Source organism: Streptomyces triticagri (genome assembly GCF_003429565.1).
Taxonomy (GTDB): domain Bacteria; phylum Actinomycetota; class Actinomycetes; order Streptomycetales; family Streptomycetaceae; genus Streptomyces; species Streptomyces triticagri.
The window spans coordinates 128,661-144,895 of record NZ_QUAK01000149.1 but is presented as its reverse complement, the minus strand read 5'-3'; the positions used below and the strand labels follow the sequence as shown (position 1 = coordinate 144,895).

Below are 16,235 nucleotides of genomic sequence, written 5' to 3'. Positions count from 1 at the left end.
GTTCATGTCGGGCACCCGGGCATCGTAGGGGCGCCGGACTCGTCCGCCGCCCGATCTCCGCTGATCTTCATGTGGTGTTGACACATCAGGCGCCGGCCGGGCGGTCGGAGCGTCCGCGCAGGAGGGTCCACGCCCACACGGCGAGCGTCGCGGAGGCGAGCGTGGCCCCGAGAGCACAGACGCCCGGCCAGCCGGAGCCGGCCCAGACGACCGATGCGGCCGCCGAGCCGATGGCGCCGCCGAGGAACATGGCGGTCATGAAAGCCGCGTTGATACGGCTGCGGGCCTCGGGCCGCAGCGCGTAGATCACGGTCTGGCTGCTGTTGAGGACGCCCTGCTGGCCGATGTTGAGGGCGATGACACCGACCACCAGCCAGGTCAGCGAACGCTCCCCCGCGAGCAGGGTCAGCCAGCCGGCCAGCAGCAGCACGGTGGCGCCACCGGTCACCTTCCGTACGTGGCCGCGGTCGCCGAGCCGCGCGGCCAGCGTCATGCTCAGCACGCCCACCGCACCGACCAGGCCGAACAGGCCGATCGCGGACGGGGACCAGTGGAAGGGCGAACCGGCGAGCAAGAACGTGAGCGCGGTGAGCTGGACGCTGTACGAGGCGAAGGAGAGCGCGCCGAGCACGGTGCGACGGCGCAGCACGGGCTCGGTGCGCAGCAGCGCCAGCGTGGAGCGCAGCAGTGCGGGGTACGGCAGATCGGCGGTGACCGGGAGCCGGGGCAGGCGCCGGTGCAGGGTGACTGCCGCGGCCGCCATGAGCACGGCGAGGACCCAGTACGCGGTGCGCCAGCCGCCCAGGTCGGCGAGGCCGCCGGCGGCGGTGCGGGCGAGCAGGCCACCGAGAAGTATGCCGGACATCACCGTGGCGACGGCCCGGCCCCGGGTCTCGGCGCTGGCGAGTGCGGCGGCGTGGGCGACGACGACCTGGGCGCCGACGGAGGTGAGGGCGGCGAGCACGGTGCCGGCGAGCAGCAGCGGGCCGCCCGGGGCCAGTGCCGACACCGTCAGGAAGAGGGAGGTGGCGGCGAAGAGTGCCACCGCGAGGCGGCGCCGGTCGACGACGTCGCCGAGCGGCACGAGCAGCAGCAGACCGAGTGCGTATCCCGCCTGCGAAGCGGTCACGACGAGGCCCGCGAGCAGGCTGCCGAGGCCCAGATCGCGGGAGATGAGGTCGAGCAGCGGCTGGGCGAGGTAGTTGCCGGCGCAGGACAGGCCGGTGGCGACGGCCATCAGCGGCAGCAGTCCGCGGCGCGGTCCGGTGGGAGTCTCGGGGGCGCCGGGTGCGGCAGGGGCGGTTCGGAGGTCAAGTCCCGTCTGTGTCATGGCACTCAGCCTGTCTCCACCTGGATCGATGAGTCCAACACATCCTTGTCATCCTTACGATCGCGGATCACGATGGGTGGCATGGAGCTGCAGCAGTTGCGTTATGTCGTCGCCGTCGCCGAGACCGGCGGATTCACCCGGGCCGCGGAGCGGTGTCTGGTGGTGCAGTCCGCGCTCAGCCACCAGATCGGCAAGCTGGAGAAGGAGCTCGGTGCGCGGCTCTTCGAGCGCACCAGCCGGCGGGTGGCGCTCACGGCGGCGGGTGAGGCGTTCCTGCCCGCCGCCCGGCAGGCGCTCGAGGCGGCCGACCGGGCACGGGCGGAGGTGGCGGCGGTGACCGGCGAGATCCGCGGGCGCCTTGCGATCGGCGCGATCACCACGGTGACCGCGGTCGACGTACCGGGCCTGATGCGTGCGTACCACTCGGCGTATCCGCAGGTCACGATGCGTCTGCTGGACGGGATGAGCGAAACCCTGGTGCGTTCCGTGCACGACGGAGGCCTCGATCTGGCATTCCTGGGCGTCCCGCCCTCGTTCCCGACAGCACCGCATGGTCTGCGGAGCAGGACCCTGGCGACCGACCGGCATGTGGCCGTCGTGTCGCCCGACCATCCCTTGGCGGGCGAGCAGGCGCGCGGGCCCGTCCCGCTGGAGCGGCTCGTGGACGAGGCGTTCGTGGACTTTCCGGCGGGCGCCGCGGCGCGGGCGCAGACGGACGAGGCGTTCCAGGCGGCACGGCTGCACCGCGAGGTGGCCTTCGAGGCGAAGGGGCTCGAGTTCCTGGCCGACCTGGTGCGGGGCGGTCTCGGTATCGCGCTGCTGCCGTCCCGGCTCGTGCCCCGGCTGCCGGGTCTGGCCGCGGTCCCGCTGCGCGACGGCCCGACCCGCGAGGAACGCCTGGTCTGGCACGGCGCACGCTGCTCACCGGCGGCGAAGGCGTTTCTGGACTCGGTGTCCGGCTGACTCCGCTCCCCCGCTCCGCCGGTCGGTGAGGCTCAGTCGTTCGCGGTGTCCTGCGGGGTCCGGGCCGTGCGCCGGCGTCGGTACACCACCACGCCGGCCACCGCGAGCACGATCGCCACGACGCCTGCCACGCCGAGCGCCGTGTGCTCGGCGAAGAGCCTGCCGAGCCCTTCGAGGATCCCGATCCCCGCGGTGGCGTACACCAGCGCCCAGGCCGCGCCCCCGACGAAGAGGGCGGGAAGGTAGCGGCGCACGGGCATCCGCATGCTCCCGGCGAGGAAGTTCGCGGCGGTCTGGAAGCCGACGGTCAGGAAGGACAGCGCCACCACCGGCGCCCCCCAGCGCTGGATGGCCCGCTCCACCCGCTGGAACCGCTCGGCGGAGAACTTCTCGGCGAACCTGCTGCGCCGGGCGCCCGCTCCGGTCAGCCATCCGACGGCGAAGGTCCCGCCTGCCCGCAGCAGCACGATGACGTAGAGGCCGGCGGCCGTGAGCCAGACCTTATCCACCGCTCCCCGTCCTCAGCGTCTCCATACCTCACCTGCATCCGTCCGGTCCGGTCCCGCGCCCGCTGCCTGGGGCTACGGCGCCGGATGTCCGGCCGGATGCAGATTACCGCCGTTCCGCACGGCTCCCGGAACGGGCCCTGCCCCGAGCTGGACGACTCGGGCGGAGGAGCGGTGAGCTCAGAGGCCGAGATCGCGCGCGACGATCTCCTTCATGATCTCCGTCGTACCGCCGTAGATGGTGCTGATCCGCGAGTCGAGGTAGTCGTGCGCGATGCGGAACTCGCGCATGTAGCCGTAGGCACCGTGCAGTTGCAGGCAGCGGCCGACGATGTCGACATAGTGCTCCGTGGCCCAGAACTTCGCCGCCGCGGCGTCCACGGCGCTCAGTTCGCCGCGGGAGTGCCGGGACAGCAGGTCGTCGAGATGGCTCCGCCCCACGCGTGCGGTGGTGACCATGTCGGCCAGCTGGAACCGGGTGTTCTGGAAGGAGCCGACGGACCGCCCGAACGCCTTGCGCTCCTTGACGTACTCCACGGTCCGCTCGAGTACGCCCTCGATGGACGCGACGGCGTTGGCCGCGATCGAGATCCGCTCCTGGGCGAGGTTGTGCATCAGGGCCTTGAATCCGGAGCCCTCCGCACCGAGCAGATGGGCGGCCGGCACCCGGACGTCGTCGAAGAACAGCTCGCTGGTGTCCTGGGCGTGCAGGCCGACCTTCTCCAGATTCCGACCGCGCGAGAAGCCCGGGCTGTCGGCCTCCACGACCAGCAGGCTGATCCCGCCGTGCCGGTCCTCGCCGGTGCGTACGGCGGTGACGATCAGATCGGCGTTCTGCCCGTTGGAGATGAAGACCTTGCTGCCGTCGACACGGTAGCTGTCGCCGTCCCGGACCGCGGTGGTGGCGATGCCGGCGAGGTCGCTGCCGGTGCCGGGCTCGGTCATCGCGACCGCCACGACGAGTTCCCCGGCCGCTATGCCCGGCAGCCAGCGGGCCTTCTGGTCGTCGTCGGTCAGACCGGTGAAGTAGGGCACGACGATGTCGTTGGACAGACCCACACACGCGAGGCCGTCCGCGGCGGGGTGGCGGGCGAACTCCTCGCCGATCACCGCGTTGAAGCGGAAGTCGGTGCTTCCGCCGCCGCCGTATTCCTCGGGGATGTTGAAGCCGAGGACACCGGCGCGGGCGGCCTCCCGGAAGAGCGAGCGATCGACCCTGCCCTGGGCCCGCCATCGCTCGGCGTGCGGTGCGGCGTGCTTGTCGGCGAAGGCGCGGGCCGTCTTGCGCAGCAGTTCGTGGTCGTCGCCGTACAGCGTCCGCTGGGCGAAGAGCGCACTCGTCATCAGGGCTCCGATCTCGAAGTGCCGCGCGGGCGCGCGGCAGGCAACGGCGTACGGTCGGCTGCGGGCCGCGGCCGCTCAGCGCACCCGCAGCCGGCGCAACAGGGCCAACTGGCCATTGGTGCGGCGGACGAATTTGGCGACCGCGCCCGGCCCGGATCCGGGCCCGAGCGGCATGAGCCGCTGGGTCGCGACCGTCTGGGTCTCGGTGTACTTCCGGATGCCTTCGGCCCCGTGCCGCCTGCCGAGCCCGCTGTCCCCCATCCCGCCCATGCCGGCCTCGATGCTGCCGGCGGCCGCGGCGGCGCCGTCGTTGATGTTGACCGACCCGGCCCGGATCCGCCGCGCCATCCGGGCGGCCTCCCGGGTGTCCTTGGACCAGATCGACGCCGAGAGGCCGTAGCTGCCCTGATTGGCCAGGGCGACCGCTTCGTCGTCCGTGCCGTACGAGTAGAGCGAGACGACGGGGCCGAAGGTCTCGTCGCGGCACACGGCCATCCGGTCGGTGACCCCTTCGAGGACGGTCGGCTCGTAGCAGAGCGGGCCGATGTCCGGGCGGGTGCGGCCGCCCGTGAGGACCTTCGCGCCCTGGGCCACCGCATCGTCCACATGTGCTCGTACCGTGGCCAGTCGGGCCGCCGAGGTGAGTGAGCCGAGGTCCGGCGTGTAGTCGTACGACGTGCCGAGGCGCAGCTTCTCCGTCTCCCGGACGAGCGCTTCGCGGAAGGCGTCGTACACCTTCTCGTGCACGAGGACTCGCTCGATGTGGATGCACATCTGCCCGGCGTTGGCGAAGGCGGCCGCCGCAGTACCGGTCGCCGCCGCGGCGATGTCGGCGTCCTCCCGTACCAACAGCGGGTTCTTGCCACCGAGTTCGAGCGAGGCGCCGACGAGGCGACGTGCCGCGCGCTCGGCGACGGTGCGGCCGGTCGCGGTCGATCCGGTGAAGCAGACGTAGTCGACGGAATCGACCAGTGCGGTGCCCACCACGGGTCCGGGGCCGGTCACGATCCGCCACAGGCCGCCCTCGAGCCCGGCCTCGATCAGCAGGTCACGCGTCCACAGCAGCGTCAACACGGTCTGCGGGTCCGCTCCGGACACCACCGCGTTCCCGGCAAGGAGTGCCGGAAGTACATCGCCGACTCCCAGGTACAGCGGGTAGTTCCACGGGGAGATCACCCCGACGACGCCCTTGGGCACCCTTACTTCCCTGGTCTTCGTCAGGCCGGGCACCATGCCGCGCACCCGCCGGTCGGCCAGGTAGTGCGGGGCGCGCCGCGCGTAGTGCCGGGCGAGGGCCGCGACCTGGGCCACCTCCTGCCAGGCGTGATAGCGGGCCTTGCCGGTCTCCCACTGGATCAGGTCGAGCACCTGGTCCTGCCGCTCCAACAGCAGGTCGTGGAAGGCGAGTACGACATCCCCGCGCCGCCGCAGCGAGGTGGCCGCCCACCGTGTCCGAGCCGATCGCGCGCCCGCCACCGCCGCGGTGACATCCTCCGGGGTGCATCCGGGGGCGGCCGGGATCGGTGTCAGATCGAAGGGTGCGAGAGCCGTCACCGGCTGCACGGCAGCGGCACGCGACGCATCGCAGCTCACCCCCGCACACCACTTCCCGATCAGCTCGTCCGTCACCCAGCCGGGTCGGGACCGGTCCTGCGCGCGGTCGGGCGACTCGGGTGCGTGCTCCTGCTCCGTGGTCATCCGGGCTCCTCGCTCGTACGGGAAAGACTCCGACCGGAACGCCTGCGCGATGCCCTCGCCGACACTCTTGTCGACCGCAGCACCCCTCGCTATGTTAATCGGAAATCACATCCTGGAACAAGCACTCATCCATGCCCGGCATCGCCAACTCCCTTCATCAATAGGCCTGCTGAGGCATTCGCGACACCAGGAAGGCAGCGAAGTCAATGACCAATCTCAGCCGCAGAAGGGCGCTTTCGCTCGGGGTCGCACTGGGCCTCGTGGGCGCGACGGGCTCCGGCACCGCATGGGCGTGGCCGCCGGCCGGCTCGCTCGCCGGCACCGGCACGGGCACCGATCCGGAGTACGTGTGGGACGACGAGGTGGACGAGCTGCTCGTCTCCCTGATCGAGGGCGGCCACATCCCCGCGGTCAACCGCGCGATGGAGTCCTGGGTCGACAACGACGACCCCCTGCCCACCGGCCTGCCGACCGCCCTGTCGGCGTACCTGCAGAAGGTGAACAGGCTGCCCTCCTGGGCGGATCGGACCAAACTGGCGCGCGCCGCCGACTTCAACCGGCGCAAGGACACCTACCTCTTCATGCTCTACGGCCTCGGCAGCGGGATCATGAGCACCGTGATCCCGCGCGAGGCCAGAAGCGTCTACTGGTCGGCGGGCGGTGCCGACATGAAGGACCGCGCGGCCAAGACGTTCACCTTCGGCTACGACCTGGCCGAGCTGGACGGCTTCGAACCGACCGGCCAGTTCGTGGTCACGGCCAACAAGACGCGCCTGGTGCATGCCGCCGTACGTCATCTGCTGCCGCAGTCGCCGCACTGGGCGGGCGACGCGGACCAGGACATCCCGATCAGCAATGCGGACATCCTGGTCACCTTCCACAGCCTCGGCACCTATGTGCGCCGGAAGCTGCTCGACTGGCAGGTGCCGTTCGACGCCGAGGACCAGGAGGCCTTTCTGCACAGCTGGCAGGTGGCGCTCCATCTGCTGGGCGTTCGCGACGAGTACATCCCCAAGTCGTGGGCCGACGCGGAGGCACAGTCGGAGCAGGTGCTCACGCCGATCCTCGCCCCCACGACCGAGGGCATCGCGCTGGCCGAGGACCTGCTCGGTCTGCCGTCCCAGGTCGACCTGGGCGTCACCCGCGGATTCCTCAACGAGTTCGTGCGCTACGTCCTGAGCGACGAGATCGGCGATTGGCTCGGCCTGAAGCGGGACCATGCGTCGGCGGGGCTGATCCGGGCCGCGTGGCCGGCGTTCATCAGGTTCCGCGAAGGGCTGACCCCTGTCATGCCCGGCGCCTTCTACCTGTTCGACCAGTTCGTCCGCGCACTGGCCATGGCCTTCCTGAACAACGGCAGTTCGGGCCGGACCACTCCCATCGTGATCCCGACGGGGAACAGGCCGAGCTCCTGAGCCACCGGCCCGCCGTCCGCCTGGTCCGGCTCAGACTCCCAGCGCGCCCACGACCAACTCGGTCACGGCGCCGCGGTGTTCGGGGCCGCCCCGGCGGCGCAGGCTCCGCCCGGCCTCGACCACCACACCGAACCCGGCGTGCACCAGGACCCGGGCCCGGCGCGGGTCGAGCTCGGGGCGGGCCTGCCTCAACTGCTCCTCCCAGACGGCGATGTGCTCACGCTGAGCCACGATCAGCGGGCGCTGCAGCTCGGCCGGCAGGCCGGCGAACTCGGCCTCGGCCACGCTGGTCAGTGCGGTGTGCTCGAAGCTGTACGCCACGTACGTGGCGGCGAGGGCCCGCACGGCGTCCCGGGGGCCGATCACATCCCGCAGGCTCCGGTCGACCGCGGCGGCCAGCAGACCGGCCGCCTGGAGGCAGGCCGCCGCCAGGATGTCGACCTTGCCCGGGTAGTGGCGGTAGAGCGCGGACGGCGTGAGCCCCACCGCCTCCGCGATCTGGCCGTTGGTGACGGTGGCGAAGCCGTCCCTGGCGAAGAGCGGGACGGCCGCATTGAGGATCTCCGCGCGCCGCGAGCGCGGCACCGGCAGCGGGGGCAGCTCGACCGGCCTGCCGCGCGCCCCTGCCGGCTCCGGGTCGGTCGCGGTGACACGCAGGGCGCAGTCGGACAGCAGTCCCTCGAGCCGGCCCTTGGCGACGGAGGTGCGATGCATCGTGATGGACCCGATGGCACCGAGGGCCGCCGCGACCCTCAACTGCAGCTCGGGCAGCGGGACTTCACCCTCTTCTTCGCGCACGGCCTCGGTGACCCGCCGGACGACGCGCGCGAACTTCCCTGCGAGCAGCCGCCGGTCCGTACGGTCGAGATACCTGGCCTCCCACCGGTACACACCCCCGGACGCCCGGTGGGCGACGGTGACCCGGGCCAGTGCCGTGAACACCTCCGCGGGCGCGGCGTCGGGCGGCAGCTCGTCGAGCACGGCGACGAGGCGGTCCACCATGCTGTGCGCGCACTCGGCGAACAGCGCGTACTTGTTGGGGAAGTGCCGGTACAGGGCCGCGGCGGAAATGCCGACGGCCGCGGCGATCTCCTCCATGGACGCCCCGTGATAGCCGCGCTCGCTGAAGCGCCGGCCCGCCGCCTCGACGATGAGCTGCCGGCGATTGCGGGGCCGGGTGGCGGTGATCGGCTCTGCGGTCATGGACGCACGCACGGATGCGGGGACTGGGCCATGACGTTCAGTGAACCACACGCCCGAGCGGCCAGGAGCTCCACTCCTGCGGGCGGCCCCGGCGGCGGCGGAACGATCGCACGTACGTGATTTCCCGTTAACAAAATCCGGCACGACGCATAGGCAGCAAGGGCGTTGAGCGGCACAATCACAAGGCCACGGCAGCCACCGTCCGATCCGGCCACCCGACAGGTTACGGAGTCCCCCATGTCGACCGACACGGCGCCCTCCTGGTCCTTCCGGCACCACTGGATGTCCCAGACGGCCACACACGCGATGATGCGCCCCGACAAGCCTGCACTGCGCCACCTCGGGCGGACCACCACCTGGGCCGAGCTGTCACGGCGGTCGCTGCAGCTGGCGGCCGCGTTCGCCGACCGCGGTGTCGCCGCGGGCGACCGGGTGGCGCTGCTCACGCTGAACCATCCGTGGTTCGTGGAGAGCGTGTTCGCGGCGAACAGCCTGGGGGCCATGGCCGTACCGCTGAGCTTCCGGCTCGCGCCGCCCGAGCTCGACTACATCCTCACCGATTGCACGCCTTCGGCGATCGTCGTCGACGCACGACTGCTGCCGCTGCTCCGGTCCGTGCCGTCCGCCGCCGCTGTCGGCACAGTCGTGGTGATCGGCGAACCGGACGACGCCCCCACCGCCTCAGGCGCCGCGCCTCTCGCGTACGAGGAGTTCCTATCCGCGTACGAGCCCATGGAACTGCCCGACATCAGCGAGGAGTCGACCGCGCTGATCATGTACACCTCGGGCACCACCGGCCGGCCGAAGGGTGTGATGCTGTCCCACCGCAACATGCAGGTACAGGCACTCACCTGCATCCGCGCGATGGAGATGTTCGACGACTCCGACATCGGCTTCCTGACCGCGCCGTTCTTCCACATCGCCGGTCTGGGGTCGATCGTGGCGAACATCGTCGTCGGCGGCACGGTCGTGATCCATCCGCTCGGCGCCTTCGACCCGCAGGCGGTCCTCGACGCGTACGAACGCGAGGGCGCCACCGTCGTGTTCAACGTCCCGCAGCAGTGGGATCTGATCTGCGCACAGCCGGGCATCGACAAGCGCGACCTGAAGCTGCGGATCATCAGCTGGGGGGCGGCTCCCGCGAGCGATGCGACCTTGCGGACGATGAGTGAGAAGTTCCCGGACGCACTCAATGTCGCCGTGTTCGGCCAGACCGAGACATCGCCGGTCACCTGTGTGCTCCGCGGCGAGGACTCCCTGCGCAAACTCGGCTCGGTCGGCCGTCCGATCCCCAGCATCCAGCACCGCATTGTCGACCCGGACATGAACGATGTCGCGGTGGGCCAGGTCGGTGAGATCGTCTACCGCGGTCCCACCCTCATGCAGGGGTACTGGCAGAAGCCGGAGGCGACCGCGGAGGCCTTCCACGGAGGGTGGTTCCACTCCGGTGACCTGGTCAGACGGGACGAGGATGGCTTCATCTGGGTGGTGGACCGCAAGAAGGACATGATCATCAGCGGCGGCGAGAACATCTACTGCGCCGAGCTGGAGAACGCGGTCGCCGCGCATCCCGCCGTACGGGAGGTCGCCGTGATCGGCAGGCCGGACTCCCGATGGGGTCAGATACCGGTCGCGCATGTCACGCTCGCCCCCGGCACCGAGCTGTCCCTGCACGACCTGACCGGGTACCTCGACGGCAGACTCGCCTCCTTCAAGTGGCCCAAGGATCTCGTGGTGGCCGCCGAACTCCCGCGCAACGCGGGCGGCAAGATCCTCAAGACCGCACTCCGTGCCCAGGACGCGGCACGGCTGCGGAAGCAGGACCACGGCTGACCCGATCCCCGCACCGGGAACAGCCGGTCACGCCTCCACGGTTGCACCAGCCGGAGGGTGCGTCCCCGCGCACCCGGACCGCCGTGCTTCCGCAGGAGGACTGCCCGATGACCGAACGCCCGCTGACCCTCATGGCCGTACATGCCCACCCCGACGACGAGGCCACCGGCACCGGCGGGATCCTCGCGCGCTATGCGGCCGAAGGCATCCGCACGGTCCTGGTGACCTGTACCGACGGCGCCTGCGGCGACGGCCCCGGAGGCGTCAAACCGGGAGAGCCCGGGCACGACCCGGCGGCCGTCGCCCTGATGCGCCGTGCGGAACTCGAGGCGAGCTGCGACATCCTGCAGGTCGGCGACCTGGAGATGCTGGACTACGCCGACTCCGGGATGACGGGCTGGCCGAGCAACGACGCCCCGGATTCCTTCTGGCAGACCCCGGTGGAGGAAGCCGCCGCCCGCCTCGCGGACCTCATGCGCCACTACCGCCCCGACGTGGTGGTCACCTACGACGAGAACGGCTTCTACGGCCACCCCGACCACATCCAGGCCCACCGCATCACCATGGCAGCTCTGCCGATGACCACGCTGACACCGAAGGTGTACTGGACGACGATGCCCCGCTCCGGGATGCAGCGGTTCGGTGAGATCATGCGGGACCTCGGCGAGGACATGCCCGAACCTGATCCCGCCGAGGCGGCCGCAATGGCCGAGATCGGCCTCCCCGACGACGAGATCACCACCTGGGTGGACACCACCGCCTACAGCGGCCAGAAGTTCGACTCCCTCGCCGCACACGCCAGCCAGGGCGAGAACATCATCTTCCTCAAGATGGGCAAGGAACGCTTCGCCGAACTGATGGGCACGGAGACCTTCCTGCGCGTCCAGGACCCCACCGGCAGCCCCACCCCCGAGACAAACCTCTTCACGGGCCTGCGCGGATAGGACTCGACCGCCCCCGGGACCCGGGCCGCACCGCCTCACCCACCGTAGAAGCTGAGCCGCACCTGCCGCCGCGGATTGTCCCTGTTCGTGTCGACCAGGCACACCGATTGCCACGTGCCCAGTTCCAGCGTGCCGTTGATGACGGGCAGGGTGGCGTGCGGAGGTACGAAGGCCGGCAGGACGTGGTCGCGGCCGTGGCCCGGGGAGCCGTGGCGGTGCCGCCAGCGGTCGTCGGCCGGTAGCAGGGTGTCCAGGGCGGCGAGCAGGTCGTCGTCGCTGCCGGCGCCGGTCTCGAGGACGGCGATACCGGCCGTGGCGTGCGGGACGAAGACATTGAGCAGGCCGTCGCGGCCGTGCGCCACCTCGGCGAGGAACGACTCGCAGCCGTGGGTGAGGTCGGTGACGCTCTCCCGTGAGCCGGTCGTCACGGACAGCAGGCGGGTGGTGAAGGGATCGGGCATGGTCCCCATGCTGGTGCACCCGGTGTCCCAGGAGCCGGTCATGGCGTCCGCGTGGCGAGACGCCGTTGACCGTGGGCAGGCTGTCTCGCTACGTTCAGCGGCATGTTGCGTTCAGCCATGCTCACCACGCGCGGTCACATCGACCTGCTGCGGGTGGCCTCCGCCGCCTGTCGCCGCGGCTGCTGACGTCCCCTCTCGCGCTTTCGCGCACCTCGTAACGCTGCCCTTCCCGGTGCCGTCACCGGCGTGATCGTGCCCCGGACGCACAGGGACACGGCCGGCCGGCCGCACGCAGGCGCGGTGTTCCGCACCCTTACGAGGTCGTGACGTCGGCTTCAGGTACTCCGAACCACCCGTATCCCGCACCACACCACCCGTTTCCCGCACCACCCGGTCGCTCCACACCCTCGGCCGGGCGGCCGCGCAGCCTGCGCGCGCTCCCAACTCCCCTTCCCTGGAGCCGTCATGAGCATCAGTCATGCTCCCCCGGACACACCGGATCCGCCGACCGCGGGCCTCGCCAAGTCGCCGGTTGCGGCGGAGAGTTCAGCCGCGGACCCAGCAGTGGGCGATCGCGGCTCGGCCGCGCCCGAGCTCGAGCGGCTCGTCTCCACCAAGGCCCGCGGCACTCGGACACCGCGCTGGATACGACGCACCTCGGGCCCGCTGCTCCTCCTCGCCCTGTGGCAAGTGCTCAGCGCCACCGGGACGTTGAGTCCCGATGTGCTCGCCTCGCCCGGCACCATCGCGACGGTGGCCGGCGACCTCGTATCGGACGGTTCGCTCACCTCGGCGATGGGGGTGTCGCTGCAACGCGTGGCACTCGGCCTGCTGTTCGGCGTGGTCGTCGGCACCTCGCTCGCCCTGGTGTCCGGGCTCTTCCGGATCGGTGAGGACCTGGTCGACGCGAGTGTTCAGATGCTGCGGACCGTGCCGTTCGTCGGCCTGATCCCGCTGTTCATCATCTGGTTCGGCATCGGCGAGGCACCGAAGATCGCCATCATCACCCTCGGTGTCTCCTTCCCGCTCTATCTGAACGTCTACGCCGGTATCCGCAACGTGGACGCCCAGCTGATCGAGGCCGGCCAGTCACTCGGACTCTCACGCCGGGGCCTCGTCCGCCATGTGGTCCTGCCCGGCGCGCTGCCCGGCGCGATGACGGGCCTCAGGTTCTCGCTCGGCATCGCCTGGCTGGCGCTGGTCTTCGCCGAGCAGGTGAACGCCGACTCCGGTCTCGGCTTCCTGATGGTGCAGGCACGTGACTTCCTGCGGACCGACGTGATCGTGGTCTGCCTGATCGTCTACGCCTTCCTCGGCCTGGCCGCCGACTTCGTCGTCCGTACTCTCGAAAGGCTGTTGCTGCGATGGCGACCGACGTTCACCGGACAGTGACCGACCAGGACGCGCCCGTGCAGAGCGGTGCGCCGGCCGCCGTACGCGTACAGGGGCTGACTCGTTCGTTCGGCGGACGCAGGGTGATCGACGATCTCGAACTCACCGTGCGTCCGGGCGAGTTCGTGGCCCTGCTCGGTCGCAGCGGCTGCGGGAAGTCGACCCTTCTGAAGATCCTCGCGGGGCTCGACCGGGAGATCGACGGTTCGGTCCTGGTGCCGCGCAGGCGGGCCACCGCGTTCCAGGCGCCGCGTCTGATGCCGTGGAAGAAGGTCTGGCGCAATGTGCTGCTCGGGCTTCCGGGCCGCCCGCCGCGTTCCCGCGCGGAGGCCGCCCTGGAGGAGGTGGGTCTGGCGCATCGCTCCGAGGCCTGGCCCAAGACGCTTTCCGGAGGCGAGGCACAGCGCGCCTCGCTCGCCCGCGCGCTGGTGCGCGAGCCCGATCTGCTGCTGCTCGACGAGCCGTTCGGCGCGCTCGACGCCCTCACCCGGATCAAGGCCCAGCGGCTTGTCGCCGAGTTGTGGCAGCGCCGCGGGTGCGCCGTGCTCCTGGTCACGCACGACGTGGAGGAGGCCATTCTGCTCGCCGACCGCGTCCTGGTCATGGACGACGGGGTCATCGCCCACGAGGCACCGGTCGCGCTCGACCGCCCGCGGGACATCGCCGACCCCCGATTCGGCGAACTGCGCGCCGAACTCCTCGACCGTCTCGGGGTGGAGGCAACGGCGCCCCAGGCCGCCTGAGCCGCCGCGAGCCCCACACGGCGCCCGACCCCCTCCGCACACCCGACCCCACACCCACCATCCCCTTGCACCAATCGATGAACGGACCCCGGATGCGACCACGCCGCATACTCCCCGCCCTGCTCCTGCCGCTGTCCCTGCTCCTCGCCGCCTGCGGCGGTGCGTCGTCCGCGAACTCCGACGGCTCGGGCCTCGGGGACAGCGGCACCGACGGCAAAGGGTCGGTGACCCTCAACGTCGGTGACCAGAAAGGCGGTTCGGAAGCTGTCCTGCGGGCCGCCGGTGAACTCGACGATCTGGACTACAAGATCAAGTGGTCCACCTTCACCTCGGGACCGCCCCTGCTCGAAGCCGTCAACGCCAAGGCCGTCGACATCGGCGCGGTCGGCAACACTCCCCCGGTCTTCGCCGCCGGCGCCGGATCCAAGATCACCGTGGTGAGCGCCACCCACGGCGCGGCCGCCGGAGACGCCATCCTGGTGCCGAAGGACTCCTCGCTGCGCAAGGTGAGCCAGCTCAAGGGCAAGTCCATCGCGGTGGCCCAAGGCAGCTCCGCGCACTACCAGTTGGTCGCCCAGCTCCGTAAGAACAAGCTGTCCCTGGACGACATCCAGGTGAAGTACCTGCAGCCGGCCGATGCGCTGGCCGCGTTCACCGGCGGCAAGGTGGACGCCTGGGCCGTATGGGACCCGTACACCTCGCAGGCCCTGCACGCCAAGCAGGGGCGGGTGCTGACCGACGGCGACGGCATCGTCAACGGCCTGGCCTTCAATGTCGCCGCACCCGGCGCGCTCGCCGACAAGAAGAAGTCGAAGGTGATCGCCGACTATCTGAAACGGCTCCAGCGGGCGCAGGACTGGTCCTTCAAGCACCCCGAGGAGTGGGCGAAGGTCTGGGCGAAGGAGACCAAGCTGCCCTACGAAGTGGCGCTCGACGCGGTGAAGCGGACCACCGGCACCCGGGTGCCCGTCGCGGTCGACCAGGACGTGATCGATTCCGAGCAGGAGATCGTCGATGTCTTCGCGGACCTGAAACTCATCCCGCGGCGCGTGAAGTTCGGCGATTTCGTAGACACCCGCTTCAACGGCGACCTGCCGCCGTCCTCCACCGAGCCCCGCAGCTACAAGGAGTCCTGATCATGTCCGTTCATCTGCACTGGTTCCTGCCCACCGGCGGTGACGGCCGCACCCTGGTCGACCGGCACGCCTACACCGACGGCGGTATCAAGCGTTCCAAGATCACCCCGGTGAGCGGCGTTCGGGCTCCGGACATCGAGTATCTGGCGCAAATAGCCAAGGCCGCCGAACAGTTGGGCTTCGAGGCCGTACTCACCCCGACCGGCACCTGGTGCGAGGACGCCTGGCTGACCACGGTGGCACTCGCCCAGCACACCGAACGGCTGAAGTTTCTGGTCGCGTTCCGGCCCGGGGTGATCTCCCCGGTCCTGGCGGCGCAGATGGCGTCGACGTATCAGCGCATCACCCGCGGGCGGCTGCTTCTGAACGTGGTCACCGGCGGGGACTCCACCGAGCAGCGGCGGTTCGGCGACCATCTGGACCACGACCGCCGGTATGCACGGACGGACGAGTTCCTGTCGGTGGTCCGTGGCGTGTGGGAGGGCAAGCCGTACGACTTCGACGGCGAGCACTACCAGGTGGAGGGCGGTCTGACCGCGCTGCCGCCCGAGCCCCGCCCGGAGATCTTCTTCGGCGGTTCGTCGGCGGCCGCGGGGCCGGTCGCGGCCCGGCACTCGGACGTGTATCTGACCTGGGGCGAGCCGCCGGAGCAGGTGAAGCAGAAGATCGACTGGATCCGGGGGCTCGCGGAGGCCGAGGGGCGGACGGTGCGCTTCGGCATCCGCCTGCACTCCACCTCGCGGGACTCGTCGAAGGACGCCTGGGCGACGGCGAACCGGCTCCTTGACGACCTCGACCCGGAGACCGTGGCGGCCGCGCAGCAGGCGCTGCGCCGCAGCGAGTCGGTGGGCCAGCAGCGCATGCTGGCCCTGCACGGGGGCTCCCGGGACGACCTGGAGATCTCGCCGAATCTGTGGGCGGGCGTGGGCCTGGTGCGCGGCGGGGCGGGCACGGCCCTGGTCGGCAGCCACGCCGAGGTGGCGGACCGGATCGAGGAGTATCACGCGCTCGGCGTGGACCACTTCGTGCTGTCCGGCTACCCGCATCTGGAGGAGGCGTACTGGTTCGGCGAGGGGGTCGTCCCGGAGCTTGGGGCGCGCGGTCTGCTGCCTCGGCTCCCGGCCTCTCCGCTGACCGGGGTGCCGGCGTCCAACGGCCGTCCGGCGTCCGCTCCGGGCGGTGCGCCGCTGCTGGTGGCCGGCGGGCGGTGAGTGGGTGACCGGTCCGGGTGCGCGCCCGGGCCGGTCCCTCCCGACCCGGTCACCGA

15 protein-coding genes are annotated in these 16,235 nt (G+C 70.8%); 9 read left to right on the top strand and 6 right to left on the bottom strand.

The genetic code is table 11. The features are described from left to right. Nucleotides 1–85: 85 nt before the first annotated feature. Nucleotides 86–1,330 carry an MFS transporter gene (locus DY218_RS24970; protein ID WP_128558392.1) on the bottom strand — a complete coding sequence of 415 codons (1,245 nt, stop codon included), beginning with the start codon at nt 1,328–1,330 and terminating at the stop codon, nt 86–88. A gap of 81 nt (nt 1,331–1,411) precedes the next feature. On the opposite strand from DY218_RS24970, the gene DY218_RS24965 reads away from it, so the two are divergent. Next, nucleotides 1,412–2,293, top strand: a complete 882-nt coding sequence (locus DY218_RS24965; protein ID WP_128558391.1) for a LysR family transcriptional regulator — start codon at nt 1,412–1,414, stop codon at nt 2,291–2,293. A 32-nt stretch (nt 2,294–2,325) separates the two neighbouring features. On the opposite strand, the gene DY218_RS24960 is transcribed toward DY218_RS24965, so the two are convergent. The 3 genes from DY218_RS24960 to DY218_RS24950 form a co-directional block, all read right to left on the bottom strand. Next, nucleotides 2,326–2,802 (bottom strand): DedA family protein, encoded by a 477-nt coding sequence (locus tag DY218_RS24960; RefSeq protein ID WP_128558390.1) that lies wholly within the window; start codon nt 2,800–2,802, stop codon nt 2,326–2,328. 177 nt (nt 2,803–2,979) lie between these two features. Beyond that, nucleotides 2,980–4,143, bottom strand: coding sequence for an acyl-CoA dehydrogenase family protein (locus DY218_RS24955; RefSeq protein ID WP_128558389.1), 1,164 nt, complete (start codon nt 4,141–4,143; stop codon nt 2,980–2,982). A gap of 75 nt (nt 4,144–4,218) precedes the next feature. Then, entirely contained in the window at nt 4,219–5,841 is a 1,623-nt protein-coding gene (locus DY218_RS24950; protein ID WP_128558388.1) for a succinic semialdehyde dehydrogenase, read from the bottom strand. A 206-nt stretch (nt 5,842–6,047) separates the two neighbouring features. Between DY218_RS24950 and DY218_RS24945 the strand changes: the two genes are divergently transcribed. Continuing rightward, on the top strand, nt 6,048–7,256 hold the full coding sequence (locus DY218_RS24945) for an oxygenase MpaB family protein (protein WP_128558387.1): 1,209 nt from the start codon (nt 6,048–6,050) through the stop codon (nt 7,254–7,256). Nucleotides 7,257–7,286: 30 nt separating this feature from the next. On the opposite strand, the gene DY218_RS24940 is transcribed toward DY218_RS24945, so the two are convergent. Beyond that, nucleotides 7,287–8,459, bottom strand: coding sequence for a TetR/AcrR family transcriptional regulator (locus DY218_RS24940; protein WP_128558386.1), 1,173 nt, complete (start codon nt 8,457–8,459; stop codon nt 7,287–7,289). A 237-nt stretch (nt 8,460–8,696) separates the two neighbouring features. Between DY218_RS24940 and DY218_RS24935 the strand changes: the two genes are divergently transcribed. Together DY218_RS24935 and DY218_RS24930 are read left to right on the top strand one after the other, a co-directional pair. After that, nucleotides 8,697–10,292, top strand: coding sequence for a long-chain-fatty-acid--CoA ligase (locus DY218_RS24935; protein WP_128558385.1), 1,596 nt, complete (start codon nt 8,697–8,699; stop codon nt 10,290–10,292). Between the two features lie 107 nt (nt 10,293–10,399). Beyond that, the gene (locus DY218_RS24930; protein ID WP_128558384.1) at nt 10,400–11,236 is read left to right on the top strand and encodes a PIG-L family deacetylase; all 837 of its coding nucleotides are present in this window, start codon (nt 10,400–10,402) and stop codon (nt 11,234–11,236) included. Nucleotides 11,237–11,271: 35 nt separating this feature from the next. Here DY218_RS24930 and DY218_RS24925 read toward each other — a convergent pair whose 3' ends face one another. Beyond that, entirely contained in the window at nt 11,272–11,697 is a 426-nt protein-coding gene (locus tag DY218_RS24925) for a secondary thiamine-phosphate synthase enzyme YjbQ (RefSeq protein ID WP_128558383.1), read from the bottom strand. Between the two features lie 102 nt (nt 11,698–11,799). Between DY218_RS24925 and DY218_RS35905 the strand changes: the two genes are divergently transcribed. The 5 genes from DY218_RS35905 to DY218_RS24905 all read left to right on the top strand — a co-directional run bounded on the left by DY218_RS35905 (nt 11,800) and on the right by DY218_RS24905 (nt 16,179). After that, complete coding sequence (locus tag DY218_RS35905; RefSeq protein ID WP_351276907.1) at nt 11,800–11,883, top strand: putative leader peptide; 84 nt, start codon at nt 11,800–11,802, stop codon at nt 11,881–11,883. 279 nt (nt 11,884–12,162) lie between these two features. Further along, nucleotides 12,163–13,089, top strand: a complete 927-nt coding sequence (locus DY218_RS24920) for an ABC transporter permease (protein ID WP_128558382.1) — start codon at nt 12,163–12,165, stop codon at nt 13,087–13,089. Then, nucleotides 13,062–13,832 carry an ABC transporter ATP-binding protein gene (locus tag DY218_RS24915; RefSeq protein WP_128558381.1) on the top strand — a complete coding sequence of 257 codons (771 nt, stop codon included), beginning with the start codon at nt 13,062–13,064 and terminating at the stop codon, nt 13,830–13,832. The genes DY218_RS24920 and DY218_RS24915 overlap by 28 nt, the downstream gene beginning before the upstream one ends. A 92-nt stretch (nt 13,833–13,924) precedes the next feature. Beyond that, nucleotides 13,925–14,968, top strand: coding sequence for an ABC transporter substrate-binding protein (locus tag DY218_RS24910; protein ID WP_128558380.1), 1,044 nt, complete (start codon nt 13,925–13,927; stop codon nt 14,966–14,968). A 2-nt stretch (nt 14,969–14,970) separates the two neighbouring features. Then, on the top strand, nt 14,971–16,179 hold the full coding sequence (locus DY218_RS24905; RefSeq protein WP_128558379.1) for an LLM class flavin-dependent oxidoreductase: 1,209 nt from the start codon (nt 14,971–14,973) through the stop codon (nt 16,177–16,179). Nucleotides 16,180–16,235: the final 56 nt, after the last annotated feature.